The 25,008-nt window shown below is 42.9% G+C and carries 23 protein-coding genes and 1 tRNA gene; 6 read left to right on the top strand and 18 right to left on the bottom strand.

Features of this window, described 5'->3' with window-relative positions; genetic code table 11:
• Positions 1-267: 267 nt before the first annotated feature.
• On the top strand, positions 268-591 hold the full coding sequence (locus JSY38_RS13465; protein ID WP_114410966.1) for a hypothetical protein: 324 nt from the start codon (positions 268-270) through the stop codon (positions 589-591).
• Here JSY38_RS13465 and JSY38_RS13460 read toward each other — a convergent pair.
• A complete protein-coding gene (locus JSY38_RS13460) occupies positions 588-1,616 on the bottom strand; it encodes a DUF3080 family protein (protein WP_205113604.1) in 1,029 nt (342 codons plus the stop codon). The genes JSY38_RS13465 and JSY38_RS13460 overlap by 4 nt on opposite strands.
• Between JSY38_RS13460 and JSY38_RS13455 the strand changes: the two genes are divergently transcribed.
• Positions 1,615-2,025, top strand: a complete 411-nt coding sequence (locus tag JSY38_RS13455; protein WP_114411069.1) for an acyl-CoA thioesterase — start codon at positions 1,615-1,617, stop codon at positions 2,023-2,025. The genes JSY38_RS13460 and JSY38_RS13455 overlap by 2 nt on opposite strands.
• Positions 2,026-2,081: 56 nt before the next feature.
• Here the strand turns inward: JSY38_RS13455 and JSY38_RS13450 are convergent, their stop codons facing one another.
• The 15 genes from JSY38_RS13450 to rlmE all read right to left on the bottom strand — a co-directional run bounded on the left by JSY38_RS13450 (position 2,082) and on the right by rlmE (position 17,949).
• A complete protein-coding gene (locus JSY38_RS13450; RefSeq protein ID WP_205113603.1) occupies positions 2,082-2,672 on the bottom strand; it encodes an LPP20 family lipoprotein in 591 nt (196 codons plus the stop codon).
• 162 nt (positions 2,673-2,834) lie between these two features.
• Entirely contained in the window at positions 2,835-4,943 is a 2,109-nt protein-coding gene (gene pnp / locus JSY38_RS13445) for a polyribonucleotide nucleotidyltransferase (protein WP_114410963.1), read from the bottom strand.
• 179 nt (positions 4,944-5,122) lie between these two features.
• Positions 5,123-5,392, bottom strand: coding sequence for a 30S ribosomal protein S15 (gene rpsO / locus JSY38_RS13440; protein WP_012068748.1), 270 nt, complete (start codon positions 5,390-5,392; stop codon positions 5,123-5,125).
• Positions 5,393-5,503: 111 nt separating this feature from the next.
• The gene (truB, locus tag JSY38_RS13435; RefSeq protein WP_114410962.1) at positions 5,504-6,430 is read right to left on the bottom strand and encodes a tRNA pseudouridine(55) synthase TruB; all 927 of its coding nucleotides are present in this window, start codon (positions 6,428-6,430) and stop codon (positions 5,504-5,506) included.
• Positions 6,431-6,439: 9 nt separating this feature from the next.
• Positions 6,440-6,829 (bottom strand): 30S ribosome-binding factor RbfA, encoded by a 390-nt coding sequence (rbfA, locus tag JSY38_RS13430; RefSeq protein ID WP_012068746.1) that lies wholly within the window; start codon positions 6,827-6,829, stop codon positions 6,440-6,442.
• Positions 6,830-6,841: 12 nt separating this feature from the next.
• A complete protein-coding gene (gene infB, locus JSY38_RS13425) occupies positions 6,842-9,412 on the bottom strand; it encodes a translation initiation factor IF-2 (RefSeq protein ID WP_114410961.1) in 2,571 nt (856 codons plus the stop codon).
• A 26-nt stretch (positions 9,413-9,438) separates the two neighbouring features.
• A complete protein-coding gene (gene nusA, locus JSY38_RS13420) occupies positions 9,439-10,929 on the bottom strand; it encodes a transcription termination factor NusA (protein ID WP_114410960.1) in 1,491 nt (496 codons plus the stop codon).
• 28 nt (positions 10,930-10,957) lie between these two features.
• On the bottom strand, positions 10,958-11,419 hold the full coding sequence (rimP, locus tag JSY38_RS13415; RefSeq protein WP_114410959.1) for a ribosome maturation factor RimP: 462 nt from the start codon (positions 11,417-11,419) through the stop codon (positions 10,958-10,960).
• A gap of 329 nt (positions 11,420-11,748) precedes the next feature.
• A tRNA-Leu gene (locus JSY38_RS13410) sits at positions 11,749-11,834 on the bottom strand.
• 53 nt (positions 11,835-11,887) lie between these two features.
• Complete coding sequence (gene secG / locus JSY38_RS13405) at positions 11,888-12,241, bottom strand: preprotein translocase subunit SecG (protein ID WP_114410958.1); 354 nt, start codon at positions 12,239-12,241, stop codon at positions 11,888-11,890.
• 3 nt (positions 12,242-12,244) lie between these two features.
• Positions 12,245-12,994, bottom strand: a complete 750-nt coding sequence (gene tpiA, locus JSY38_RS13400; RefSeq protein WP_114410957.1) for a triose-phosphate isomerase — start codon at positions 12,992-12,994, stop codon at positions 12,245-12,247.
• An 85-nt stretch (positions 12,995-13,079) separates the two neighbouring features.
• Entirely contained in the window at positions 13,080-14,426 is a 1,347-nt protein-coding gene (glmM, locus tag JSY38_RS13395) for a phosphoglucosamine mutase (protein ID WP_114410956.1), read from the bottom strand.
• On the bottom strand, positions 14,426-15,259 hold the full coding sequence (gene folP, locus JSY38_RS13390) for a dihydropteroate synthase (RefSeq protein ID WP_205113602.1): 834 nt from the start codon (positions 15,257-15,259) through the stop codon (positions 14,426-14,428). Before folP ends, glmM begins: the two co-directional genes overlap by 1 nt.
• A gap of 32 nt (positions 15,260-15,291) precedes the next feature.
• Positions 15,292-17,268 carry an ATP-dependent zinc metalloprotease FtsH gene (ftsH, locus tag JSY38_RS13385; protein ID WP_205113601.1) on the bottom strand — a complete coding sequence of 659 codons (1,977 nt, stop codon included), beginning with the start codon at positions 17,266-17,268 and terminating at the stop codon, positions 15,292-15,294.
• Positions 17,269-17,328: 60 nt separating this feature from the next.
• Positions 17,329-17,949: a 23S rRNA (uridine(2552)-2'-O)-methyltransferase RlmE gene (gene rlmE, locus JSY38_RS13380; protein ID WP_114410954.1), complete on the bottom strand. Its 621-nt coding sequence runs from the start codon at positions 17,947-17,949 to the stop codon at positions 17,329-17,331.
• Between the two features lie 99 nt (positions 17,950-18,048).
• Between rlmE and JSY38_RS13375 the strand changes: the two genes are divergently transcribed.
• Both JSY38_RS13375 and JSY38_RS13370 read left to right on the top strand, forming a co-directional pair.
• A complete protein-coding gene (locus JSY38_RS13375; protein ID WP_114410953.1) occupies positions 18,049-18,351 on the top strand; it encodes a YhbY family RNA-binding protein in 303 nt (100 codons plus the stop codon).
• 100 nt (positions 18,352-18,451) lie between these two features.
• Entirely contained in the window at positions 18,452-19,294 is an 843-nt protein-coding gene (locus JSY38_RS13370) for a hypothetical protein (RefSeq protein ID WP_205113600.1), read from the top strand.
• Between the two features lie 71 nt (positions 19,295-19,365).
• Here the strand turns inward: JSY38_RS13370 and erpA are convergent, their stop codons facing one another.
• Positions 19,366-19,713 (bottom strand): iron-sulfur cluster insertion protein ErpA, encoded by a 348-nt coding sequence (gene erpA, locus JSY38_RS13365; protein WP_147270549.1) that lies wholly within the window; start codon positions 19,711-19,713, stop codon positions 19,366-19,368.
• 69 nt (positions 19,714-19,782) lie between these two features.
• Positions 19,783-21,369: a peptide chain release factor 3 gene (locus JSY38_RS13360; RefSeq protein ID WP_114410950.1), complete on the bottom strand. Its 1,587-nt coding sequence runs from the start codon at positions 21,367-21,369 to the stop codon at positions 19,783-19,785.
• Positions 21,370-21,686: 317 nt separating this feature from the next.
• Between JSY38_RS13360 and JSY38_RS13355 the strand changes: the two genes are divergently transcribed.
• Positions 21,687-23,579, top strand: coding sequence for an ATP-binding protein (locus tag JSY38_RS13355; protein WP_205113599.1), 1,893 nt, complete (start codon positions 21,687-21,689; stop codon positions 23,577-23,579).
• Positions 23,580-24,947, top strand: coding sequence for a sigma-54-dependent transcriptional regulator (locus tag JSY38_RS13350; RefSeq protein ID WP_205113598.1), 1,368 nt, complete (start codon positions 23,580-23,582; stop codon positions 24,945-24,947).
• The last annotated feature ends 61 nt before the right edge of the window (positions 24,948-25,008 follow it).

Below are 25,008 nucleotides of genomic sequence, written 5' to 3'. Positions count from 1 at the left end.
TATAGAAGCACCAGATCCCAAAAATATCATTGATCTACTTACATTATAGTACGACGCTTAAATACTTTGAGCTATAGATGGAACAAAAAAGTGATGAATAATCATACAAAATAGTGTTTTCCTACGCCACTTAAGCAAAATTTAACGTCATACTATTTTCCTAACATCACCACCCAATACTACTAAGCCTAAATTAATTGCCTGCTTTCTTTAAGAAAGTATCGTCTTTGCCGATATCTAATCTAAGACTGTTTAATAGGCATACAAATGAATATAAGAGAAATTGTTGAAACGCAGGTCACCCAAAGCAGCAAAGCGGGCCAACCTGTATCTGGCAATGCTAATTTTGCCTTATTAATGAGCTTATTTAATCAACCTGGTCCGTCTATAATGAACACGGACGATGAATTAAGTTTTCATCAACCTCATGCACTAACACGGCCAATGCAGTTTTCTCATAACATTGGTGAGAACCCAATTGCTAACATTGCTCTGTTAAAAGCATTAAGCCAAGAGCCTTTAGCAAACGGTCCTGCTTACCAATATGATGCTGTTGAAAGTTTAGAGCAACAGCTCAGCGTTCGTATCTAAAGATCCCGAACAGAAATAGAGCAACGCTCGAATAATGCACTCCATTCTTTAGCATGATACTGAGAAGCCAACTGATAGTGCTGCCACTCACTGCCCTGTTGCTGCAAAGAAAATTGGCGCGAGAATACTGTCATATCAGAACTTAGCGGCTGACTCACCTCGAACAATTGATTTAATAACGGTAAAACCTGATAAGCACCGCGATTAATACGCCCCATATAAGGCTGAATTTTTTTCACATAGTGCGCCTCAAATTGCTGCTGTAGAAATGTCATTGGCGCACCGCAAACACCTCCATTTAAAGCCTGTACATTTTTTGCGACAAGGTCCAAATACCCCCTTATTCGAGCTAAAGAGTACAACAAACGGCCAGCGTACTCACTGTCCATTAAGACTTTCAGATCGTCTTCGAAAGTACCCGCATCGACAATAGGTAAACTTTGTAAATTGCCACCAATAACCACCAACCTATTCAGTGAATCAAGTAATTCTTGCTGCTCAGCCGTAGAGTAGTTAAGTGGCAGATAACCATTCGACAAACTAAAAAATGCATCACTTTCTGCACCATTAAAAACCGCATTCCCAAACGCTTTAGGCAATTCAAGCCGCTTCGTCTGGGCAACTTGATGCAACTCCTCAGACAATGAATCATTCTTAATGTCGCATGACTCAATTGCACGAATAATATCTAATTCGTATAAAAATCGCTGACTGTCAGGCATTACCTTGCCAAGAATACTGTTTTTTCTTCCAGCAACAGCGCCCACATCACACTTCTGAAGTGAAAGAAAATCCAATAAACCAATATCGAACTGGCTTAAAGTTTGCTGTCGATAACGCGGTGAAGGAAAGCTTTTTGGCATGACAATCGCAGGAGAAGAGACGGACAGCGACTGAGAACGATTTAAATCTGCTATATATTCACTCAAAACGGTTTCAGCTTTAAAGCGAGTATCACAACCACTAACAACAACGAGTATAATAGCAAGCAACAGAATGTTAGAACAAAAAGGTTTTATTAACATGAACAAGCTACTCATCCAAAAACGAGAAGAAATTTCAGAAACACGTGTGGCGAAAATGGTTTTCCCTGGCACAACAAACCACTACGACACATTATTTGGTGGTATCGCTTTACAATGGATGGACGAAGTTGCCTACATTGCAGCAACTCGGTTTTCAAGAAAAACCATGGTTACCATTTCAACAGAACAAGTCGATTTTAAACAACCAATCCCCTCAGGCATTTTAGTTGAACTTATCGCTCGCGTAGTTCATGTTGGCAGAACATCATTAAAAGTAGAAGTGTCTATTTTTCTTGAGCAACTCGACAGCGACAAACGAACAAAAGCCGTCACAGGGCATTTTAACTTTGTAGCAGTAGACAGCAATAAGAAACCTACGCCAATCTTTGACGAAGACGAAAATGCTTAACACCTATTCTAGAAAACGATGGGCGGCAATATAGCCTGCCTCCCATCTTTACTCATTTAATTGGCACGTCGTTTAGCGATTTCAGAGGCTAATTCATCAAAACTCTTTTCAGCTTCTAATTTCTGAAATAAAGCTGCTTCATTTTTCATAGAAGTACGCAAAATATCTTGCGCTACTTTTCCTGCTTGATCCGGATCTAGACCTACCAAAACAACCAAACCACCGCTAGGCGTAGGCATCTGACGAGCCACCTTTGAACCAATCAGCTTTTGCTCAGTTACTTGCTTTGTTACCACACTATTCACACGGTCAACGGTTTCAGCATCGCCAGCGCCCGTTGTCTCGACATACTGCTTAACCATATTTTGCAAATCAACACTAAGCACTTGTGCCAACTCAACACGCGCCGCCGTCGAAGCCATTTGCTTCATGTAATTAGGTCCAGCCGCTGATTTTTCGCTATAACCTACTGCAGACAAAGCCACACCTTCAACAGGTGCACCACACACCCAGTCAGGAGCAGGCTGGTTAGAGCCATCCGCAAAAACACAATCAGGAACAGCAGCAACTGGCGCATTCACCACATCTTTGCTACAAGCAGCCAAAAGCATACTAGCAGCCAATAAACCTACAACCTTCATCGTCATGACTTTTTCCTTTATCTAAGTTTCTGAATTACTAAGAGATAAATAGTGGCAAAAAATAACTTAAACATTAAAAACATGGTTGTTATTTTAGTCTATTCAGACTATTAAAAACAAAAAAAGGCGCTATAAATAGCGCCCTTTTACATCAATTTACACTAGTAATTACTCAGTGTAAGCTGCTTTTTCTTCTTCCGTTACATCTTTCATAGAAAGCTTGATACGACCACGAGCATCAACGTCTAGTACTTTAACAATCACGTCTTGACCTTCTGACAAGAAGTCAGAGACCGCACGAATACGCTCTTCAGCGATTTGAGAAATATGAACTAGGCCGTCTTTACCAGGTAAGATATTTACGAATGCACCAAACTCAGCTAGGCGAACAACTTTACCTTTGTAAAGTTTATCCACTTCTGCTTCTGCAGTGATTTCATGAATCTTAAGCAAGGCTGCATCTGAAGCCGCTTTATCTGCAGCGTAGATACGAACAGTACCATCGTCATCTAGATCGATAGAAGCACCTGTCTGTTCAGTGATAGAACGGATTGTTGCACCGCCTTTACCGATAACGTCACGAATTTTCTCAGGATCAATTTTGATCGTCGCCATAGAAGGTGCATTTGGAGAAACTTCTGGACGAGCATAACCGATAACTTTCGCCATTTCACGAAGGATATGAGTACGAGCTTCAAGCGCTTGACTCAAGGCGATATCCATAATTTCTTCGTTGATACCTTCAATTTTGATGTCCATTTGAAGCGCAGTGATACCTTCTGCAGTACCCGCTACTTTAAAGTCCATATCGCCAAGGTGATCTTCATCACCCAAGATATCAGTCAATACAGCAAAGCCGTCGTCTTCTTTGATAAGACCCATTGCAATACCTGCAACTGGTGCTTTCAAAGGAACGCCCGCATCCATCATAGACAAAGACGCACCACAAACAGACGCCATAGAGCTTGAACCGTTAGATTCAGTAATCTCAGACACGATACGAATTGTGTATGGGAATTCATCTTCAGAAGGCAATACTGCTTGAACACCACGACGAGCTAGACGACCGTGACCAATTTCACGACGACCCACACCACCCATACGACCACACTCACCTACAGAGTAAGGAGGGAAGTTGTAATGAAGCATGAAGCTATCTTTGCTTTCGCCAGTCAAACCATCAGTCATTTGTGAATCACGGCTAGTACCTAGAGTACAAGTTGCAATTGCCTGAGTTTCGCCACGTGTAAACAAAGCAGAGCCGTGAGTTTTGCTTAGCAAACCCACTTCAACATCAATTGGACGAACCGTTTTGTTGTCACGACCATCAATACGAGGCTTACCATCAATTACACGACGACGAACAATGCGTTTTTCTAGTTTAGAGAAAGCACCAGTAACATCCGCTTCTGAGAACTCACCTTCTTCAGTAACTAGCGCAGCAACAGCCGCATCACGAACAACACCGAGTTGAGCGTAACGAGCCATTTTTTCACTGATTCCGTATGCATCTTCGATTTGAGCGGCATAACCAGACTGAAGAGCATCAGTCAAAGAAACGTTTGCCGCATCTGCAACCCAATCCCAGCGAGGCTTAGCGCACTCAGCTGCAAATTCAGTAATAGCAGAGATAGCAGATTGCATTTCTTTATGAGCGTAAAGAACAGCACCTAGCATTTCGTCTTCAGTAAGCTCTTGCGCTTCTGACTCAACCATCAATACTGCGTCTTTAGTACCCGCTACAACCATGTCTAGCAAAGAACCATCTAGATCAGAATAGCTTGGGTTAAGAACGTAACCAGACTCGTCGTTAAAACCTACGCGAGCAGCACCGATAGGACCATTAAATGGAATACCAGAAATAGTCAATGCTGCAGATGTTGCCAACATAGCCGCAATGTCAGCGTCTAGATTAGTGTTAGTAGACATAACCGTACAAACAACCTGCACTTCGTTCATGAATCCTTTAGGAAACAATGGACGAATTGGACGGTCGATCAAACGAGAAGTTAGCGTCTCTTTTTCAGATGGACGACCTTCACGTTTTAAGAAACCACCTGGAATTTTACCAACAGCGTAAGCACGCTCTTGATAATGAACAGACAATGGGAAAAAGTCTTGACCAGGTTTAGCTGATTTAGCACCCACAACAGTAGCAAGTACTTGTGCATCACCAATTGTACAAAGAACAGCACCTGTTGCTTGACGAGCAACGCGGCCTGTTTCTAGAGTTACGGTATCATTACCGAACTGGAAAGTTTTCGTAGTAATACTCACGCGTATTCCTTTTCATTAAAAATAATTCTTCTCCCAAAGACCTCTTTTTAAGCCAGTACTCATATGAACTCTTTTTGCTTCCCTCAATCACAGAAAAGAAAAGTGCATATGAAGTACAGGCTGTCCCTTGGGAGACCAATAAAAAAAGGGCCATAATAACTTATGGCCCTTTCTCAGTCTTAGCGACGCAGACCTAGTTTTTTGATCAAACTAGTGTAACGAGCTGCATCTTTACGCTTAAGGTAATCCAACAACTTACGACGCTGGTTTACCATACGGATTAGACCGCGACGAGAATGATGGTCGTGGATATGAGCTTTAAAGTGACCTTGAAGACCTTCGATGTTCTTAGTCAACAATGCTACTTGAACTTCAGGAGAACCAGTGTCGCCTTCCGCTACTTGAAACTCTTTTACCAACGCTGCTTTTGATTCTGCAGACAATGCCATAATCTTAATCTCCAAATTAATATGCTATTAAAAGTAAAGGATAGCCGAGCATATTTTCAGTTATCCTAGGCCAACAAGTTTAACACTCTTTTTCGCAGAACTCACTGCTATTTATAAAGAGAACTCACTGGTATTAACCAATCGATAAGGGCGAATAGTCGTCCCATTAATCTGCCCTAGTCCTAAGAATCGCTGAGACTCATGATCATACATTCTAATAACCGTCTCATGCTCTAATGAGACTGGGCTTGGAATAGTTCGACCAAACATCATATCCAATGAATCTACTTTTGGTATATCCACTTTAACAAAATGCTCAACCGCCGTATCCATAGAAATTAGATGCGAATCTAACGCCTCATAACCCTGTTCAGCAATAGACTCAAACTCTTCTAACGTCATCATATTTTCAGGCAAATACCCTGCTGTAGAAATACGATGCAATGAATGAAGATGAGCACCACAGCCCAATACCTCTCCAATATCCTCACCAATGGTTCGAATATAGGTACCTTTAGAACACTGAATATCTAAAGTCAGTGTATCTTCTGTTCTTGAAATAAGGGTCAGATTAGAAATGATAACGCGACGGCGTTTCCTTTCGATGACAATCCCTTGACGGGCATACTCATACAAAGGTTTCCCTTCGTGCTTCAAAGCAGAATACATTGGCGGTATTTGCTCTATTTCACCACGAAATTTGTCAAAAACAACCTCAAGCTCGTCATCAGTAAGAGTAGGAATCGGCTCTTCCGTCAATACCTCCCCTTCTCGATCACCTGTGGTTGTTCTCTTTCCCAGCTGAATACAGGTTAGGTATCGCTTATCCGCATCCAATAAATACTGAGAAAACTTCGTCGCCTCTCCAAGACACAATGGCAACATTCCTGTTGCCAAAGGGTCAAGGGCTCCAGTGTGTCCTGCTTTTGCGGCCTGATAAAGGCGACGGACACGCTGCAGCGCTTGGTTCGAACTTAAACCTATCGGCTTATTCAGTAGAACAATACCGTCCACTGAACGCCATGTTGCCTTAGCCATACGAACTTATTACTCGTCTTCGTTACCGTTTTTTGTCTCATCATCACGAATTGCTTCGTCAATAAGAGCAGACATGCGCGAACCATTAACTACACTCTGGTCGTAATGGAAACGCAGATGTGGCATAACACGAAGTTTCACTTCTTGTGCTAAACGACGACGCAAGAACCCTTTAGCACTATCTAATGCAGCCTGGTTCTCAGCCAATACTTCTGGCTGATCATCTTTACCAAGGACGGTATAGTAAATATCCGCATAACCCAAATCTTTTGCTACACGCACTTCGTTGACAGTAACTAACCCTAAACGAGGGTCTTTTACTTCAAACTGGATCAAGGACGCCAGCTCCTTTTGGAGCTGGTCACCAATCCGACTAGTACGACTAAATTCGCCTGCCATGATCTTGCCCTATTAAAGCGTACGCGCTACTTCGACGGTTTCAAAAACCTCGATCTTATCGCCTACTTTGACATCGTTGTAATTCTTCACACCGATACCACATTCCATACCGCGGCTAACTTCATTCACAGCGTCTTTAAAGCGACGAAGTGATTCAAGCTCACCTTCATAAATAACAACATCATCGCGCAATACACGAATCTGCTTGTTACGGTAAACTGTACCTTCGATAACCATACAACCAGCGATCAAACCAAACTTAGGCGAACGGAATACATCACGTACTTCTGCAGTACCCTTGATGTCCTCACGAAGATCTGGAGACAACATGCCAGACAAGGCAGACTTAACATCATCAATGATGTTATAAATAATGCTGTAGTAACGAAGATCGATACTTTCACGCTCAATAAACTGCTTAGCAGAGTTGTCGGCACGCACATTGAAACCAAAAATCACGGCATCAGAAGCTAAAGCCAAAGTCGCATCAGTTTCAGTGATACCACCAACGCCGCTAGAAACGACATTCACTTTTACTTCGTCAGTGTTTAGATCAGTCAAAGACTTAATCAACGCCTCAAGAGAACCACGAACATCTGCCTTAAGAACCACATTCAATGTACGAACTTCATCTTTACCCATTTCAGAGAACAAATTCTCCAATTTAGCAGAATGCTGACGAGCGAAACGTACTTCACGGTATTTACCTTGACGGAAGTTAGCTACTTCACGAGCTTTACGTTCATCAGCAACAACGATGAATTCTTCACCCGCTTCAGGCGTTCCATCAAGACCAAGAATCTCAACAGGAATAGAAGGACCAGCAGAGTTAATTGCCTTACCCGTTTCATCTAATAAAGCACGTACTCGGCCCATTTGCAGACCGGCCAACACAATGTCACCTTTTTTCAAGGTACCATTTTGAACAAGCAAGGTTGCAACAGAACCGCGGCCACGATCAAGACGAGCCTCAACTACAACACCTTTACCAGGAGCACTAGGCACCGCGGTAAGCTCAAGCACTTCTGATTGCAAAAGAATCGCTTCTAGTAACTCTTCTATACCTTCACCAGATTTGGCTGAAACACCAACAAACTGAACGTCACCGCCCCATTCTTCTGGCACAACTTCCTGTGCAACTAGTTCGTTTTTAACACGATCTATATCTGCACCTTCTTTATCAATCTTGGTGATAGCAACAACCATTGGAACATTACCAGCACGTGCGTGCTGAATAGCCTCAATTGTTTGCGGCATTACGCCGTCGTCAGCAGCACAAACTAGGATAACGATATCCGTTGCTTTAGCACCACGAGCACGCATAGACGTAAACGCGGCGTGTCCAGGTGTGTCCAAGAAGCTAACCATGCCATGAGGCGTTTCAACGTGATAAGCACCAATATGCTGAGTGATACCACCCGACTCGCCCGCTGCAACACGAGTAGTACGAATGTAATCAAGCAATGACGTTTTACCATGGTCAACGTGGCCCATTACAGTGACTACAGGCGCACGTTTAATAGATTCACCTTCGTAGTCAATCGCTTCGATCATGTCATTCTCGACTGCGTTCTCGTCGATGAACTTAACCGTATGACCCATCTCTTCAACAACCAAGGTTGCTGTATCACGGTCAATTGTTTGGTTAATGGTCGCCATAGCGCCCATCTTAAACATGATTTTAATTACTTCTGCGCCTTTTACTGCCATTTTTTCAGCAAGATCCGCAACCGTAATACTTTCTGGCAAAGCTACTTCATGAATCATCTTCGCAGTAGGCTTCTGGAAACCATGCTCTTGTTTAGTAGGCTTCTTATTCTTACGACCTAACTTACCGCGGCGAGTAAATTCATCTTCGTCATTCACGTTTACACGTGAACGCTTGTTATCTGGGTTAGCACGACCACGAGGCTTATCTTTATCATTGTCATGTCTAACTGGACCCTTTTTGCCTTTAGGTGCAACAGTCGACTTTTTACTGTCCATTGCTGGTTGAGACACTTTTTTCGGGGTTTTTGGCTGCTTCGGTGATTCCACGGGTTCTGCCGCTCCTATATCGGAAACATACTGCTCCGTATCATTTACCGCGCCAGCATCCGCTACGGCAGGGTTCGCTGCTGCTTCTTGACGCGCTTTTACTTCAGCTTCAGCCTTCGCTTTAGCTGCCTTCTCTTCTTCTAACTTACGCTCGGCTTCTAGACGAGCTTGCTCTTCTGCTGCTAAACGCTCTTGCTCTTCTGCAAGACGTTTCGCAAGCAACTCTTCCTGCTTTTGAGTTTCTTCATCTGCATCATCACGCTTAACATAGGTACGTTTTTTCTTTACAGCAACATTAACGGCTTTGCCGCCATCGCTACGAGACAAAGTACTTGTGGTTTTACGTTGCAAAGTAATACGCTGACTTGTATCGCCTTCTTCACCATGCTGACGCTTTAAGTAATTCAATAGCGCTTGCTTTTCTACTTCAGAGACTTCTTGGCTCGCACTTGTTTGAGGTAAACCAGCGTCTTTCATCTGAGCCAGTAGCTTATCGACTGGCGTATTTACCAATTCGGATAGTATCTTTACGGTTTGAACTGTCATTAAGTTCCCCCTTATGTACTCAGATTTTATTCAGATTCAGCAAACCAAGGCGCACGAGCTGTCAAAATAAGACTCGCTGCACGCTCTTCTGTCATACCTTCAACATCAAGCAATTCATCAACTGATTGTTCAGCCAAATCTTCCATTGAAATTACCCCAATAGAGGCAAGTACCAACGCAAGGTGATTATCCATTCCATCCATTGCTAATAAGTCAGCAGCAGGTTTGGCATCATCTAATTGTTCTTCTGCTTGAAGTGCTTGATTCAAAAGAGCTTCTTTTGCTCGTGAACGAAGTTCATTCACTAAATCTTCATCAAATCCGTCAATATCTAACATTTCTTCCATTGGGATATACGCCACTTCTTCTAAAGAAGTGAATCCCTCATCGACCATCTGAATCGCTAAATCATCATCGATATCTAACCCTGTAACAAAGATATCAATTAGCTTTTGCGATTCTTCTTGCTGTTTCGCTTCAGCATCTTCACTGGTCATAACATTCAAAGACCATCCCGTTAGAGCGGAGGCTAATCGAACGTTTTGCCCATTACGGCCAATCGCCTGAGCTAAATTATCACTCTTAACTGCGACATCCATAGAATGAGCATCTTCATCAATCACAATAGAATCAACTTCAGCTGGCGCCATAGCATTGATAACCAATTGCGCTGGGTTATCATCCCAAAGAACGATATCAACACGCTCACCATTCATTTCGTTAGAAACAGCCTGAACTCGAGCGCCACGCATACCAACGCAAGCACCAATAGGGTCAATACGACGGTCATTCGTCTTAACCGCTATTTTAGCTCTCAAACCTGGATCACGTGATGCGCTACGAATTTCAATAACTTCTTCTGAAATTTCTGGCACTTCAAGGCGGAACAGCTCAATCATAAACGCAGGTGCGTTACGAGATAAAATCAGCTGTGCACCACGACTGTCTTCACGAATCTCAAGCAACAAAGCACGAATTCGATCATTCATCCTGAAGCTTTCACGTGAGATCAACTGATCTTTTGGCAATGATGCTTCTGCATTCTCACCAAGATCAATAATCAAGCTATCTCGAGTTACTTTCTTCACTTGACCATGGACAAGTTTACCCACTTTCTCAGAGTACAAAGCAACCATTTTTGCGCGTTCAGCTTCACGGACTTTTTGTACAATAACCTGCTTTGCTGTTTGTGCAGCAATACGCCCAAAAACTTCAGATTCAACTTCTTCTTCGTAAATCTCACCAATAGCGACGCCAAGATTTTGCTCTTCAGAATCATCAATTGTTAATTCGAAAGCAGGATTAGAATAATCTTCATCCGCAACAATGTTCCATTGACGGTAAGTTATGTAATCGCCCGAACGTTGATCAATAGATACACGAATCAATGCGTCTTCTTCAAAACGGCGTTTGGCAGCACTAGCTAAAGCAATCTCAACGGCTTCGAAAATAACTTGTTTCGGAACATCTTTCTCGTTGGAAACGGCTTCTACTACCAAAAGAATTTCTTTGCTCATCCTTTTAGCCTCTCTTCAAGGTTAATTGTTAAAATTGTGGAACAACATTTGCCTTATCGATCAAATCAATAGGCAATAAGTATTCTTCTTGATCTACACGAATAACAATATCTTCGCTTTCGATCCCCATTAGTTGCCCCTTAAATTTACGACGGCCATCGAAAGGCACACGTAAACGTAAAGAAACAATAGAACCGATATAAGCCTGATATTGAGCCAAACTGAATAAAGGCCGATCTAAACCTGGTGACGATACTTCTAGGTTATATTCCCCAGTAATTGGGTCTTCAACATCTAGAATAGAACTAACCTGACGGCTGACACGAGCGCAATCTTCGACATCAATTCCTTTCTCTTCATCCGTCTCAATAAAAATACGAAGCACAGAGTCTTTACCTAATGATAAATACTCCATCCCCCAAAATTCAAACCCTAAACCTTCAACGACTGGTCGAATAAGTTCTTCTAAAATCGTATATTTTGCTGACAATCGTTTTCTCCGAAAACCAATTTTGTAAAACGCAGAAACAAAAAACGGGCTCAAGGCCCATTTACATTAAAAACTTAGTGCAGCAGTACAGATAACAAAAAACCCCATATAGGGGTTCTTAGCACTCTCATCAAAACTAATTGAGAGAGCAGCCTTCAGAAAGAAGGTTGTCAATCCTGACACTAAATACTCTAAGAACAAACTGGTGCGGATACCTAAAATAGGAAAACCGTAAGAAAGCGAAAGAAAAACATAACACTTCCAACAAACCAGATTACTCTGCATCAATATTCCGACATCATACACAAAACACGACATCAATTCAATATTGGTGCGGATGGGGGGACTCGAACCCCCACGAGCATAGCTCACCACCCCCTCAAGGTGGCGCGTCTACCAATTCCGCCACATCCGCAAAACTCTCTCTTAACGCTTCAACTCAAACCTTTCAGAAACTAAATATAATTATTATTCAGTAACTGGAAGATCGGAACTTGTTTTATTCTTTTCACCTAGCTCTGGTAAACCCACTGTTTCTTCAACTTGAGGAGCTGAAGGAACGAAATCAAGCGCACCAGAAACACTTTTCGCCTGCTCACTGGCAAAGAACGCCAAGCCAAAGCTAGTCAAAAAGAATACCAAGGCAAACACTGCAGTCATTTTTCCGAAGAAACTACCACCACCTTGACTACCAAATACTGTTTGGGATGCTCCGCCACCAAAAGAGGCACCGGCATCCGCACCTTTGCCTTGCTGCAACAAAACCAACGCGATAATCAATATCGCCGCTAGTACATGCAAAACCAAAATAAGTGCTTCCATCTATTAACCTGCTGTTTTTACAATCGCGATAAATTCTTTTGCATCAAGTGATGCACCACCGACAAGAGCACCATCTACATCAGGCATTTGAAACAAAGCCGAGCTGGTTGATGCTTTAACACTTCCGCCATACAAAATCTGAACTTTTTCAGCAACAGACTCTGACAACTTAGCCAAAAAGGCTCTAATTGACTGATGAACTTCTTGAGCTTGCTCTGCACTTGCTGATAGACCTGTTCCTATAGCCCAAACTGGCTCATAAGCAACAACTAATTGCTCAAATGCAGAAATTCCAACAAGATCAATAACCGCTTGAATTTGACGCTCACAAACTTCAAGTGTTTTGCCAGACTCTCGTTCAGCTAATGTTTCGCCGATACACAACATTGGAGTCAGACCAAATTCAAAGATCGTTTTTACTTTGGCAGCAACCAATTCATCAGACTCCCCATAAAGAGAACGACGCTCTGAATGCCCAACCAAAACGTACTTAACTCCAAAGTCACTCAACATAGAAGCCGAAACTTCACCAGTAAAAGCGCCTTTTACCTCTTGACTCGCGTTCTGAGCAGCCAAAACAATACGGCTTCCAGAAATAAGACCGTCAACCTGAGATAAATAAGGAAATGAAGGAGCAATAACTACTTCAGAGCCAGAATTCTCCATCTCAAGTAAGCCATTAACAAGTGAAGAAACGCTCTCTTTAGAGCCATTCATTTTCCAGTTACCAGCGACTATCTTTTGACGAATCATATTCTAACCCCTAAATTCGAGGCGCCCATTCTATGGAATGGGCGCTTTGGTTTCAAGTATTTATTTTTTCAATTTAAAAATCACTTTACACTCTGCTTTTTGACTCAACAACCGCATTCACTTCGTCAACAAGATATTCAACTAACTCATCAACTGTTTCATCATCTCGCCCTTCTACCATGACTCGAATCAAAGGCTCTGTACCAGAAGCCCTTAGTAATACTCGACCAAGGCCATTCAAACGTTCATTAGCAACCGCGATAGCTTTTTGCAAAGCTGGCTCTTCATTTGGAATAAAACGCTTAGCGACACGAATATTTTTTAGCTTTTGAGGAAATTTAACCAAGCCCACGAGCAATTCATCAAGCGCCTTATCCTCTTCAACCATTGCACGAAGAACCTGCAAGGCCGCAATAATACCGTCACCCGTTGTAGTGATAGAGCGACATACAATATGGCCAGAAGGTTCACCACCTAACACCCAACCATGCTGCATTAGTTTTTCGTTCACATAACGATCACCAACAGCTGCTCGACTAAAGCCAATACCTGTTTCAGAAAATGCCAACTCCAGGCCGAAGTTACTCATTAAAGTACCTACAACACCACCACTGAATCGACCGGTACGCATCAGATGATTAGCGATAATATACAAGATATCATCCCCATCACGCACCACACCATGGCGGTCCACCAGTATCAAACGGTCACCATCACCATCCAGAGCAATACCTAAATCCGCCTCTTCAGCTAAAACATTCTTACGCAATAACTCAGGCTTAGTTGCACCACAGAATTCATTAATATTTAACCCATCAGGGTTAATACCAATTGGAATAACGTCAGCACCCAATTCAGAAAAAACCCGGGGAGCAACATGATAAGTTGCGCCGTCAGCACAATCGACAACGATTTTTAAGCCACTAAGCTGCAGCCCAATAGGAAAGGTGCCTTTACAATACTCAATATAACGACCCGCAGCGTCATCAATACGCTTAGCTCGACCGATTAGACTAGATTCAACAACCTCCATCGGCTGCTCTAGGAAATACTCTATACGCTCTTCGATTTCGTCAGAAATCTTGCCGCCTTCAGCGGAAAAGAACTTAATTCCATTGTCTGTATAAGGGTTATGAGAGGCGCTAATCACAATACCAGCACTGGCACGAAACGTTCGCGTCAAATAGGCAATTGCAGGTGTTGGCATTGGTCCAACCAGACGCACATCTGCTCCAGCAGCCACAATCCCAGACTCAAGTGCGGACTCAAACATATAACCAGAAATACGAGTATCCTTGCCGATCAGAATTTTTTTATCGTGCTCTTTAAAAACCTGGCCCGCTGCCCAACCCAACTTCAACATAAACTCTGGTGTTATAGGCGCTGTACCAACCTTCCCTCGAATTCCATCTGTACCAAAATACTTACGCATCAAACCGCTCCCTCAATACGAGACATTAACGCCAACATTTCTACATGCGGCCTAACATCGTGAACTCTAAATATACGTGCACCTTTAAGGTAAGCTGAAGCATTTGCACCCATAGTACCAAAAAGTCGCTCTTCAACCGGATTCCCCAACACATCACCTATCATGGTCTTCCTAGAAAGCCCCATCAACACTTCAAAGCCTAATGATCTGAAGGCATCAGTATGATTCAATAAAGATAAATTATGCGAAAGCGTCTTTCCAAACCCAATACCTGGGTCCAAAATAAGTCGAGAACGATCAATTCCAGCTAACTCACACGCAGCAACCCTCGACATCAAATAGCCCACTACATCATCCACTACGGAGGCATAATCCGGTTGCTCTTGCATCGTTTCGGGCACACCTTTCATGTGCATTAAACATATGGGCAAATCAGTTTCAGCAGATGCCTGCAAAGCCCCTTCTCGCTCCAGAGCCCTAACATCATTAATCAGCCCCATACCAACAGCAGAAGCACTTCGAATAACATCAGGAGTACTAGTATCAACGGACACAATGATATCAAAACGCTTTTTGATTGCTTCAACAATAGGTAAGACACGGTCCATCTCTTGCTGAGTCGATACCGCCTTAGCACCTGGACGCGTAGATTCGCCACCAACATCAATAATGCTAGCGCCTTCTTGAATCATTAATTCAGACTGACGCAATGCCGCTTCCAGTGAATTAAAAGCGCCACCATCAGAAAAAGAATCTGGGGTAATATTTAATATCCCCATAACATGAGGAAGGGATAAGTCTAACGACTTATCCCCAAATGACATTAACGACATGAAAAAACCACATCAAAAAACACTATTCGAAATCATTCACCTGTAGATTTAGGTGACACCTGACCAGAAGCCGCATCAGTATTATCATCAGCTTTCACATCATCAGATGAAGCAACCACAGTATCATCTACGTGATCAGCATCTTCTGCTTTTGGAGTTTTAGCCCCTGGGTCAGACCACCCCTCAGGCGCTGAAGGCTTTTTCCCGTCCATGATTTCTTTAATTTGCTTAGCATCAATCGTTTCATACTGCATCAAAGCTTCCGCCATAACATCCAGCTTAGGACGATTTTCAACTAATATAGTGGTCGCTTTTTCGTAGCAACGACTAATAATATCCTGAACCTCAGCATCAATGATTTTACCAGTTTCAGGCGAGAAGTAGTTCGACTTGCTGCCTGTAGGTCCAGTAATAAAGCTGCCACTGTTATCGTCTTCTTCGTACGCAAATGGTCCTAGTTTTTCAGACAAGCCCCATTTAGTAACCATGTTACGAGCAATACTCGTAGCACGCTCAATATCATTTGAAGCACCAGTAGAAACACCATCAAAACCATGGATCATTTCTTCAGCAATACGACCGCCATACAAACTACAAACCTGACTTTCAAGACCACGTTTACTAATGCTGTACTTATCTTCCTCAGGAAGATACATGGTGACACCTAAAGCGCGACCACGAGGAATAATAGACACTTTATAAACAGGATCATGTTCAGGCATCAAGTAACCAATAATTGTATGACCTGCTTCATGGTATGCCGTGTTTAGTTTTTCCTTATCACTCATCACCATGGTCTTACGTTCAGCACCCATGAGGATTTTATCTTTGGCTAACTCAAGCAACTCCATATTCACTAATCGACGATTAGAGCGGGCTGCAAATAATGCTGCTTCATTTATCAGGTTAGCTAAATCTGCACCAGAAAAACCAGGCGTACCACGAGCAATGTTTTTTGGCTCAACATCATCATCGCAAGGCACTTTACGCAAATGCACCTTTAGAATTTGTTCACGGCCACGAATGTCCGGCAAACCTACTTGCACTTGACGGTCAAAACGACCAGGACGAAGCAAAGCTGGATCCAATACATCTGGACGGTTTGTCGCAGCAATAACAATAATACCTTCGTTACCTTCGAAACCATCCATCTCAACCAACAGCTGGTTCAATGTCTGCTCACGCTCATCATTACCGCCACCCATACCGGAACCACGGTTACGACCTACAGCATCAATTTCATCGATAAAGATAATACAAGGTGCGTGCTTTTTAGCTTGTTCGAACATATCACGAACACGAGAAGCACCAACACCAACAAACATTTCAACGAAATCAGAACCTGAAATAGTAAAAAATGGCACCTTAGCTTCACCGGCAATGGCTTTTGCCAGCAAAGTTTTACCAGTACCTGGAGGGCCACACATCAAAATACCGCGTGGAATTTTGCCACCAAGACGCTGAAACTTACTTGGCTCTCTTAAAAAATCGACAAGTTCTTCAGTATCTTCTTTCGCTTCATCACAACCCGCCACATCCGCGAAAGTCGTTTTAATCTGATCTTCAGGCAAAAGGCGCGCTTTGGACTTACCAAAAGACATAGGACCGCCTTTACCGCCGCCACCGCCTTGCATTTGGCGCATAAAGAACATAAAAATGGCAAGAATAAGAAGAATAGGAAAACTGGCAACAAGCAATTGAGTCCAAATGCTTTGCTGCTCAGGCATACGCCCTTCAACAATTACATTGTTTCTCAACAAGTCATCCATAATTTTTGGATCAGCTGCAGCTGGACGCACTGTATCAAAGGTATCGCCACTTGTTCGAGTACCACTGATAGTAGAGTTATCGACCATTACTTTGGCAACACGCCCATCCTGAACTTCTTTCACAAACTCAGAGTATGAAATTCGATTCGTATCAGATGTCGTATTAAAATTATTAAATACAGTTAGCAGTACAGCAGCTATTACCAACCACAACAGTATATTTTTCAGCATATCGTTCAAGAGCACACCTCTAAACGGTTATTTAAAATGTATCTGGCAATCATACCAGAACATATCCCATTAACCTTTATATTGTCTTCCTAATAAGTAAACTTCACGACTTCTTGCTCGCGATGCCTCTGGTTTACGTGTTACTACTGACCCAAACTGAGCCCGCATGGTTTTCAGGTATTCTTCAAACCCTTCACCTTGAAACACTTTCACCAGAAAATTTCCACCGGGACGCAACACTTGTGCCGCCATATCCAAAGCAAGTTCTACAAGATACATAGCTTGTGGCTGATCAGAAGAACTGTTACCACTCATATTGGGGGCCATATCTGAAATTACAAGATCTGCTTTTTCATCTCCAATTTCAGATAAAATAGCTTCGTACACTTCCTGCTCAGTAAAATCCCCCTGAACAAAACGCACGCCCGGCAAGGGTGCCATTTCCAATATATCGGAAGCCACAATCGTTCCATGATCCCCAACAAGCTTTGCAGCCACTTGCGACCAACCACCAGGAGCTGCACCAAGATCAACAACTCGCATAGCGGGTTTGAATAACTTGTCTTTATCGTTAATCTCTATCAGCTTATAACTCGCTCTAGAGCGATAACCATCTTGTTGGGACTTTTTGACATATGGATCGTCAAAATGTTCCTTCATCCAATTATTACTACTTTTTGATCTTGCCACGTTTTCATCATACCTAAATTAGTCAATATTCCGCTATAATATCGCTTAACCTCTTAAGCCTCCAATAAAGAGGGTCAACTAATATGAGAAAATTTAACTATGAGTCTTACAAACGCCCAAAAAAAGCAATATCGCCTAATCGGCCACGCACTTAATCCTGTGGTTATGATTGCGGGCAACGGTTTAACTGAAACCGTATTAACTGAAGTAGATCGCGCATTAGAAGATCACGAGCTTATCAAAGTACGTATTAGCATCGCCGATCGCGAAGTTCGTACAGCTCTTATTGCAGAAATCAGTAAAATAATGAAATGCGAAACAGTTCAAACTATTGGCAAAGTAGCGCTTTTTTACCGTGCAGCTTTAGAGCCAAACCCAAAGCTTTCGAATCTTCTTCGCTAAATACACCATGAGATAGTCTTTTTTGAACAAAAAACAGACTATCTCTAAACTCTTCAACTATATGGCCGATACTCTTGATAGCTAATCAAGGAGTCGTATTATGCTGTTTATAGAGGCGCTCAATCGAGCATCCAATCAACCGAACGAGAAAAAGATCATTTCTCGGGTCAAATATCGCCCTATAACCAGCAACCAAGACTCGGTTGACCTAAGCTCTGCCGCGCACCAAGTAAAAGAAATATACTTAGACAGTCAAAGCAAAGAATCCCTCACAGCATCAACCAGCATATTCGCCAACCTTATTGAGCACGTACTCAGCCACATATTTGAAGCTAAGTTTCACGTTCACTCGCCAGAAGAGCTCGATTTAGACAAAAAAGAATGGCGCTTATTCTTGCAGGTGCCACCAATACACGCGAACAAAAACAATAAGACAGCGGGATACATGGCGCCAGAGATTCATCGACGGCCACCCGCAAAGCAACTCATTTTCCACATACCTGTCAAACCGTCATACGGAATTCCAGTAGAGATGACTCTACTTTTATCGCCACATAACGGCTCACCGGAAACACTAGAACTTTTTCATTCGCTCCCTAAAGAAAACGCTCTACCGCTCCTAAGAACACCATACCCACCAGAATTTTTGGACCAACAAATTAAACATCACCACATCTTGATTGATCAAGACGGTGAGCCGGACCAGCTATCAGCCCTCTATGCTCATGTTAATCAAAGCCGGTTAGCAGAAGAAAACTCGATGCCAAAACAGATGTTTGGCTTAAGAATTTGGCGAGCAAAGAACAACACGCTAACACCTATAGTATTAGGGGATAATAAAATAGGTCTACTCTTTGTCGGTCACTACAGAACCCTTGAAGGCAACATTAACAGCGCAGAAGAAAGCGCCAGACAAGCATCCAACCTCTACACCAAAGCTTAATTAAAAACACCAGCCAATAAAAAACCCTTCAAACCAGAGGTTTGAAGGGTTTCAGTAACTAAATATTAGAACTAAACACTAAAACTCGCACCACAACCACAAGTCGATGTAGCATTAGGGTTCTGCACCACAAAACGTGAGCCTTCTAAATTTTCTTTATAGTCTACTTCTGAGCCAACTAAATATTGGAAGCTTAACGGGTCAACAACTAAAGTCACTCCGTTACGCTGCACCTCGGTATCGTCTTCTTGATGATCTTCATCAAATGTAAAACCATACTGAAAGCCAGAGCAACCGCCACCTGTTACATAAACTCGCAACATGAGTCGATCGTTCTCTTCTTCTTCAATCAAAGATTGCAACTTCGCCGCTGCTGCGTCTGTAAACTCGATAGGATCAATCGATTCAACCATGCTCATCTCAATACCACTAAAACCATTTCGATAAATGAATTATCCGCTTATCCGAGTAATTTAGTCAAGTATAGATCAATGTTCACGAGTAGAACGGAAACGTACCTGAGGCCATTTCTCTTCCGCCATCATCAGATTTACTCGCGTTGGCGCCAAATAGGTTAAATGGCCTCCACCATCAATCGCCAAATTATCACGACATTTGTTCTTAAATTCTTCAAACTTCTTCGCATCGTCACATTCAACCCAGCGAGCGGTATTAACGTTAACTGGCTCGTAAATGCACTCAACTTTGTATTCGTCTTTTAAACGGTAAGCCACCACTTCATATTGCAACTGACCTACGGCACCAACAATCAGCTCATTATTACGCTGCGGCATAAATAGCTGAGTAGAACCTTCTTCAGAAAGTTGCTGCAAACCTTTTTGTAGCGCTTTCATTTTCATCGGGTCTTTCAAGCGTACACGGCGAAACAATTCTGGGGCAAAGTGAGGGATACCGGTGAATTTCAAATCCTCACCTTCTGTAAAAGTATCACCTATTTGAATTGTGCCATGGTTATGCAAACCTATAATATCGCCAGAAAATGCTTCTTCAACACCTTCACGATCACCGGCAGTGAAAGACACCGCATCCGTCACTTTGATATCTTTACCAATACGGCAATGGCGCATTTTCATGCCGCGACTATAGGTCCCTGAACACACTCGCATGAACGCAATACGGTCACGGTGCTTAGGGTCCATGTTGGCTTGGATTTTAAAGATAAAGCCAGAGAATTTCTCTTCTTTCGCTTCCACTTTACGGGAGTTTGTTTCGCGGTCAATCGGTGCTGGGGCCCACTTAACAAAGCCATCTAGCATTTCGCGAACACCAAAGTTAGACAATGCGGTACCAAAGAACACAGGCGTTAATTCACCAGCCAAATACGCGTCATGGTCAAACTCATGGCTTGCACCACGAACAAGTTCAATCTCATCCATGTAAGCAGCCCAATCATCACCAAGTAACTCTTTCGCTTCGTCGGACTCTAAACCTTCTATGCGAATATCATCCATCAAAGTATGACCACGCCCGCGAACAAACACATGAATAGTATCGGTATAAAGGTTATAAACCCCTTTAAAGAAATCACTCATGCCGATAGGCCATGTGATCGGTGCCGCTGCGATTTTCAGCACTTCTTCCACTTCATCCAACAAATCAATCGGATCACGAATATCCCGGTCCATCTTATTGATGAAAGTTAAAATAGGCGTATCTCTTAGACGACAGACATCCATCAACTTGATCGTGCGATCCTCTACCCCCTTAGCCCCATCGATAATCATCAATACAGAATCTACAGCGGTTAACGTTCGGTACGTATCTTCAGAGAAGTCTTCGTGTCCAGGTGTGTCTAGCAAGTTAACCGTACGATCTCTATAAGGAAACTGCATCACAGAAGAGGTAATCGAGATACCACGCTGTTTCTCCATTGCCATCCAGTCTGATGTGGCGTGTTTGTCGCCTTTTCTGCCTTTTACTGAGCCCGCTGTCTGGATTAGCTGCCCTAGTAATAATAGTTTCTCAGTGATCGTTGTTTTACCAGCGTCAGGGTGGGAGATGATTGCGAAGGTTCGTCTATCGCTTACTTCATTTAGAAAAGTCTGGTCTGCCATTAAAAAGTTCTTTTATGTTATACGCGAGCTTCTAGGAAAAGCCCCGTGATGTTAATCGTGAGTTCAATACTTCTATTTTCGCTGATCTCGACTTTATAAACAATCGATGCCCTATGAATAAATCATGATTTAAGCACTGACCTCTGTATAGACCCAATTCCCTTCACCATTCATTAACGACGATATACTTTGTAAAAGCTTGCGATGGGACATTTTTGTCCTCAATATAAGCTCAAACCTAGCAATCAGTGCCAATCAAAGTTGGCACTAATTTTCCATTAGGTTGCTTGATAATAAAAATAATAGGATAAATACAGATGGGTATTCCCACGTTTTTACGGCTTCGCAATATTGGTATTGGCGGCAGGCTTTTTTTAGCTTTCGTCTTAATCTCTTCTATCACTATTGTTGCCAGTGGCTTGGCGACAAACACGTATCTGCAACTAAGTGACCGTCTTCTCTTACTAAAACACCAAGATATTCCAGGCTTAGATGCCGCAGCTCGGCTAAACGACAAAAGCCGGCAAATCGTCGCGACTGCACCGATGCTCGTGACCAGCGATGCCTCTATCTCTAGAGAAAAAACCATGAACGAATTGAGAGTTGCCATTAATGAAATGGATGCACTCATGCGCAATCTACCAGACTACAACCGATATTTTCTTGAATTGATAGCCCAAATTCAAAACAGTCTAACGCTCTTAAATCAAAGTGTTGAACGTCGCGAAGTTATAAGACGCGAGCTGGCAACACAGTCATTGCTGATTTTCCCTTTATTTCAAGATCTTATTTTTCAAGTGGGTCAATTGGAAGGCTCTGCAGAATTAGAGCAAGTCATTAATCGCCTGTATTATTTCTCCGCATTAATAGAAAAAGTCAGCAATGATGCCTCTTTTAATGAACTAGATTACACATTTTTACGATTTGAAAAATTAGGCTCAGAGATTGCCCAATACCTTACCCTGCTGCCACAGGTGCCTCTACCATTGCGCCAATCGTTACTCGACTTATTAATCATGAGCTCTCGACAAGGCGAACTTTTCCAACTTAAAAATGAAGAGTTAGACCTGCTTTATCAACAAAGTTTTCTACTGGAAAATAGCCAACAACATATCCAACAGCTAGCAGCCCAAATCAATCAATATACTAATTACACCAACACTAGTATTCGAGGCTCTCTTGAAGGTGCTATCAAATCCATCAACAACAGCATTCGCGATATTCTATTACTGTCTCTCATCAGCCTAAGCATTGCTTGTGCTATCTCTTGGTTTTATGTTCGACGCAATGTGTTGCAGCGCATCATCGAACTACAAAGAAATATGCGCGCCATTGCAAGCTCTCAACTGGATACGAAAATACGCATTGTGGGACATGATGAAGTCTCCAGCATGGCTAGAGACTTACAATACTTCCAGAAAACGGCCATAGAAGTAGAAAAAACCAACCAAGTTCTTGCCGCAGAAATAGAAGAAAGAGTCGCGGCAGAAGCGCAGCTAAAAGCGGCTCAGAACGAGCTGGTACAAGCAGGAAAGCTCGCGGCATTAGGTCAGCTTGGCGTTGGTATCACCCATGAAATCAACCAGCCATTAACCGCCATCGCCAGCCACTTACACACAGCTGGGCGACACATGGAAAAAGATCAAGTGGACAAAGCCCGAAATAGCTTAGACAAAATTGGCTTATTGCTTACCAAAATCACTCGGATAACCAAACACCTTAAAGCCTTTGCTCGCGTTGCAGGCACTGAATTGACTCCCGTCTGTTTAGACACAGTCATCCAAGACGCCATCGAGCTCATGTCGAACCAGATCGTCGATCAACATTGCACATTGGATTATCAAACAAACTCAGCGTCATTCTATGTTCTTGCCGAGCCAATCAGGCTAGAACAAGTCATGGTGAATCTAATAAGCAATGGCGTTGACGCCCTATCAAGTGCTCCGGTGAAACAGCTATCTATCAGAGTATATGAACAAGACGAAAGGATAATGATTGACGTCTGTGACACTGGAATTGGCATAGATGAGAGTCAGTTAGAACAAGTTTTCGATCCATTTTTCACTCAAAAAGAAGTTGGCCAAGGGCTCGGTTTAGGCTTATCGATTAGCTACAACATAGTTCAAGATTTTGGCGGCCAAATAAGAGTGACATCCACACCAGAAGCCGGCAGCCGATTTACCTTGGAATTAACAAAGGCAGAAAAATAAATGCTTAATACAATAAAAATAATCATTATCGACGATGATCAAACCATCATCGAAGCATTAACCGAAATGCTCGAGCTTGAAGGCTTCCTGATAGAAAGCTATTTCAGAGCAGACAAAGCCATTAATCTACTTGATAAAAATAGCGCCGCGGTCGTGCTTAGCGATGTCAGAATGCCCCAAATGGACGGCATGAGTTTACTGACTCGCCTTCAACAACTAGACAATGAATTGCCGGTCTTGCTCATGAGCGGTCATGGCGACATCCCAATGGCTATAGAAGCGATGAAAGAAGGCGCTTACGACTTTCTTGAAAAACCACTACAACCAGCCCAACTGATAAGCAAGCTGCAACGTGCTGCAGAAAAAAGACATTTAGTGCTAGAGAACCGGAAACTAAAACAAAATCTCGCTCAACAAACAGGCTTAGCAGCCTTTATTATTGGCGAGTCTGCGGCAATCAAAAATATTCGCCAACATATATCCTCTCTGGCGCAGGCAAACATTGACACTATTATCTATGGTGAAACAGGCTGCGGCAAAGACGTGGTCGCCAGAGCTCTTCACCAGTTCAGCCTTCGTAACAATGGACGATTCATTGCGATTAACTGTGGCGGCATCAGCGAAAGCCTGATTGAAAGCGAGCTTTTTGGGCATGAAGCAGGCTCGTTCACAGGAGCTAATAAGCGTCATATCGGCAAAATTGAAGCAGCCAATGGCGGCACACTGTTTCTGGACGAGATAGAAACCATGCCACTACCGGTTCAAATAAAACTGCTGCGTGTATTACAAGAGCGCACCATTGAGCGAGTCGGCAGCACCATGCCAATTCCGGTCGAACTCACGGTTATTGCGGCCAGCAAAGACAATCTCGCTCAACTGGGTGATGAAGGAAAATTTCGTAAAGATCTATTTTACCGTCTCAATGTTGCCAGCCTGACCATTCCACCGCTTAGAGATAGACCAGAAGACATTTTACCGTTATTTCATCACTATGCCCGAAAAGCGGCAGATCATTTTTCCAGAGACCTACCAAGCATCACACCAGCCTATCTGGATTATTTAATTCAGCACCAGTGGCCAGGCAATGTCCGTGAATTAAAAAACTCAGCGGATAGGTTTGTACTCGGGATAAGCGAAACCTCCCTCGCATCGATTAAACGGGATGATGACATAAACGGCAGCTATGAAGAGCGTATGGACCAATTCGAGCGCCACATAATAGAAGAAGGACTCAGAGCCACAAACGGCCTATTAAATGAAGCGGCCGAACTATTAGATATGTCTCGTAAAACGCTCTACCGTAAAATGAAGAAACACCAACTAGAAAAACAGCAGTTTAAAATACTGGAAGACGAAGGACAGGAATGACCCATTTGACATTTTCCAATGAGACTAAAGCGTCCCAAAGATCCTATCCTCACCTAAAGGA

Origin of the sequence: Marinomonas foliarum (genome assembly GCF_016906065.1) — a bacterium.
Classification (GTDB): domain Bacteria; phylum Pseudomonadota; class Gammaproteobacteria; order Pseudomonadales; family Marinomonadaceae; genus Marinomonas; species Marinomonas foliarum.
Note: the sequence above shows the minus strand (reverse complement) of the source record. Positions and strands in the feature narration are given on the sequence as shown.

Excerpts from the sequence above, each read along its gene's own strand:
- JSY38_RS13465 (WP_114410966.1), top strand. The coding sequence starts at position 268 with ATGAATATAAGAGAAATTGTTGAAACGCAGGTCACCCAAAGCAGCAAA.
- JSY38_RS13455 (WP_114411069.1), top strand. The coding sequence starts at position 1,615 with ATGAACAAGCTACTCATCCAAAAACGAGAAGAAATTTCAGAAACACGT.
- JSY38_RS13460 (WP_205113604.1), bottom strand. The coding sequence starts at position 1,616 with ATGTTAATAAAACCTTTTTGTTCTAACATTCTGTTGCTTGCTATTATA.
- JSY38_RS13450 (WP_205113603.1), bottom strand. The coding sequence starts at position 2,672 with ATGACGATGAAGGTTGTAGGTTTATTGGCTGCTAGTATGCTTTTGGCT.
- rpsO (WP_012068748.1), bottom strand. The coding sequence starts at position 5,392 with ATGGCATTGTCTGCAGAATCAAAAGCAGCGTTGGTAAAAGAGTTTCAA.
- truB (WP_114410962.1), bottom strand. The coding sequence starts at position 6,430 with ATGGCTAAGGCAACATGGCGTTCAGTGGACGGTATTGTTCTACTGAAT.
- rbfA (WP_012068746.1), bottom strand. The coding sequence starts at position 6,829 with ATGGCAGGCGAATTTAGTCGTACTAGTCGGATTGGTGACCAGCTCCAA.
- infB (WP_114410961.1), bottom strand. The coding sequence starts at position 9,412 with ATGACAGTTCAAACCGTAAAGATACTATCCGAATTGGTAAATACGCCA.
- nusA (WP_114410960.1), bottom strand. The coding sequence starts at position 10,929 with ATGAGCAAAGAAATTCTTTTGGTAGTAGAAGCCGTTTCCAACGAGAAA.
- secG (WP_114410958.1), bottom strand. The coding sequence starts at position 12,241 with ATGGAAGCACTTATTTTGGTTTTGCATGTACTAGCGGCGATATTGATT.
- tpiA (WP_114410957.1), bottom strand. The coding sequence starts at position 12,994 with ATGATTCGTCAAAAGATAGTCGCTGGTAACTGGAAAATGAATGGCTCT.
- glmM (WP_114410956.1), bottom strand. The coding sequence starts at position 14,426 with ATGCGTAAGTATTTTGGTACAGATGGAATTCGAGGGAAGGTTGGTACA.
- folP (WP_205113602.1), bottom strand. The coding sequence starts at position 15,259 with ATGTCGTTAATGTCATTTGGGGATAAGTCGTTAGACTTATCCCTTCCT.
- JSY38_RS13375 (WP_114410953.1), top strand. The coding sequence starts at position 18,049 with ATGAGTCTTACAAACGCCCAAAAAAAGCAATATCGCCTAATCGGCCAC.
- JSY38_RS13370 (WP_205113600.1), top strand. The coding sequence starts at position 18,452 with ATGCTGTTTATAGAGGCGCTCAATCGAGCATCCAATCAACCGAACGAG.
- erpA (WP_147270549.1), bottom strand. The coding sequence starts at position 19,713 with ATGAGCATGGTTGAATCGATTGATCCTATCGAGTTTACAGACGCAGCA.
- JSY38_RS13360 (WP_114410950.1), bottom strand. The coding sequence starts at position 21,369 with ATGGCAGACCAGACTTTTCTAAATGAAGTAAGCGATAGACGAACCTTC.
- JSY38_RS13355 (WP_205113599.1), top strand. The coding sequence starts at position 21,687 with ATGGGTATTCCCACGTTTTTACGGCTTCGCAATATTGGTATTGGCGGC.
- JSY38_RS13350 (WP_205113598.1), top strand. The coding sequence starts at position 23,580 with ATGCTTAATACAATAAAAATAATCATTATCGACGATGATCAAACCATC.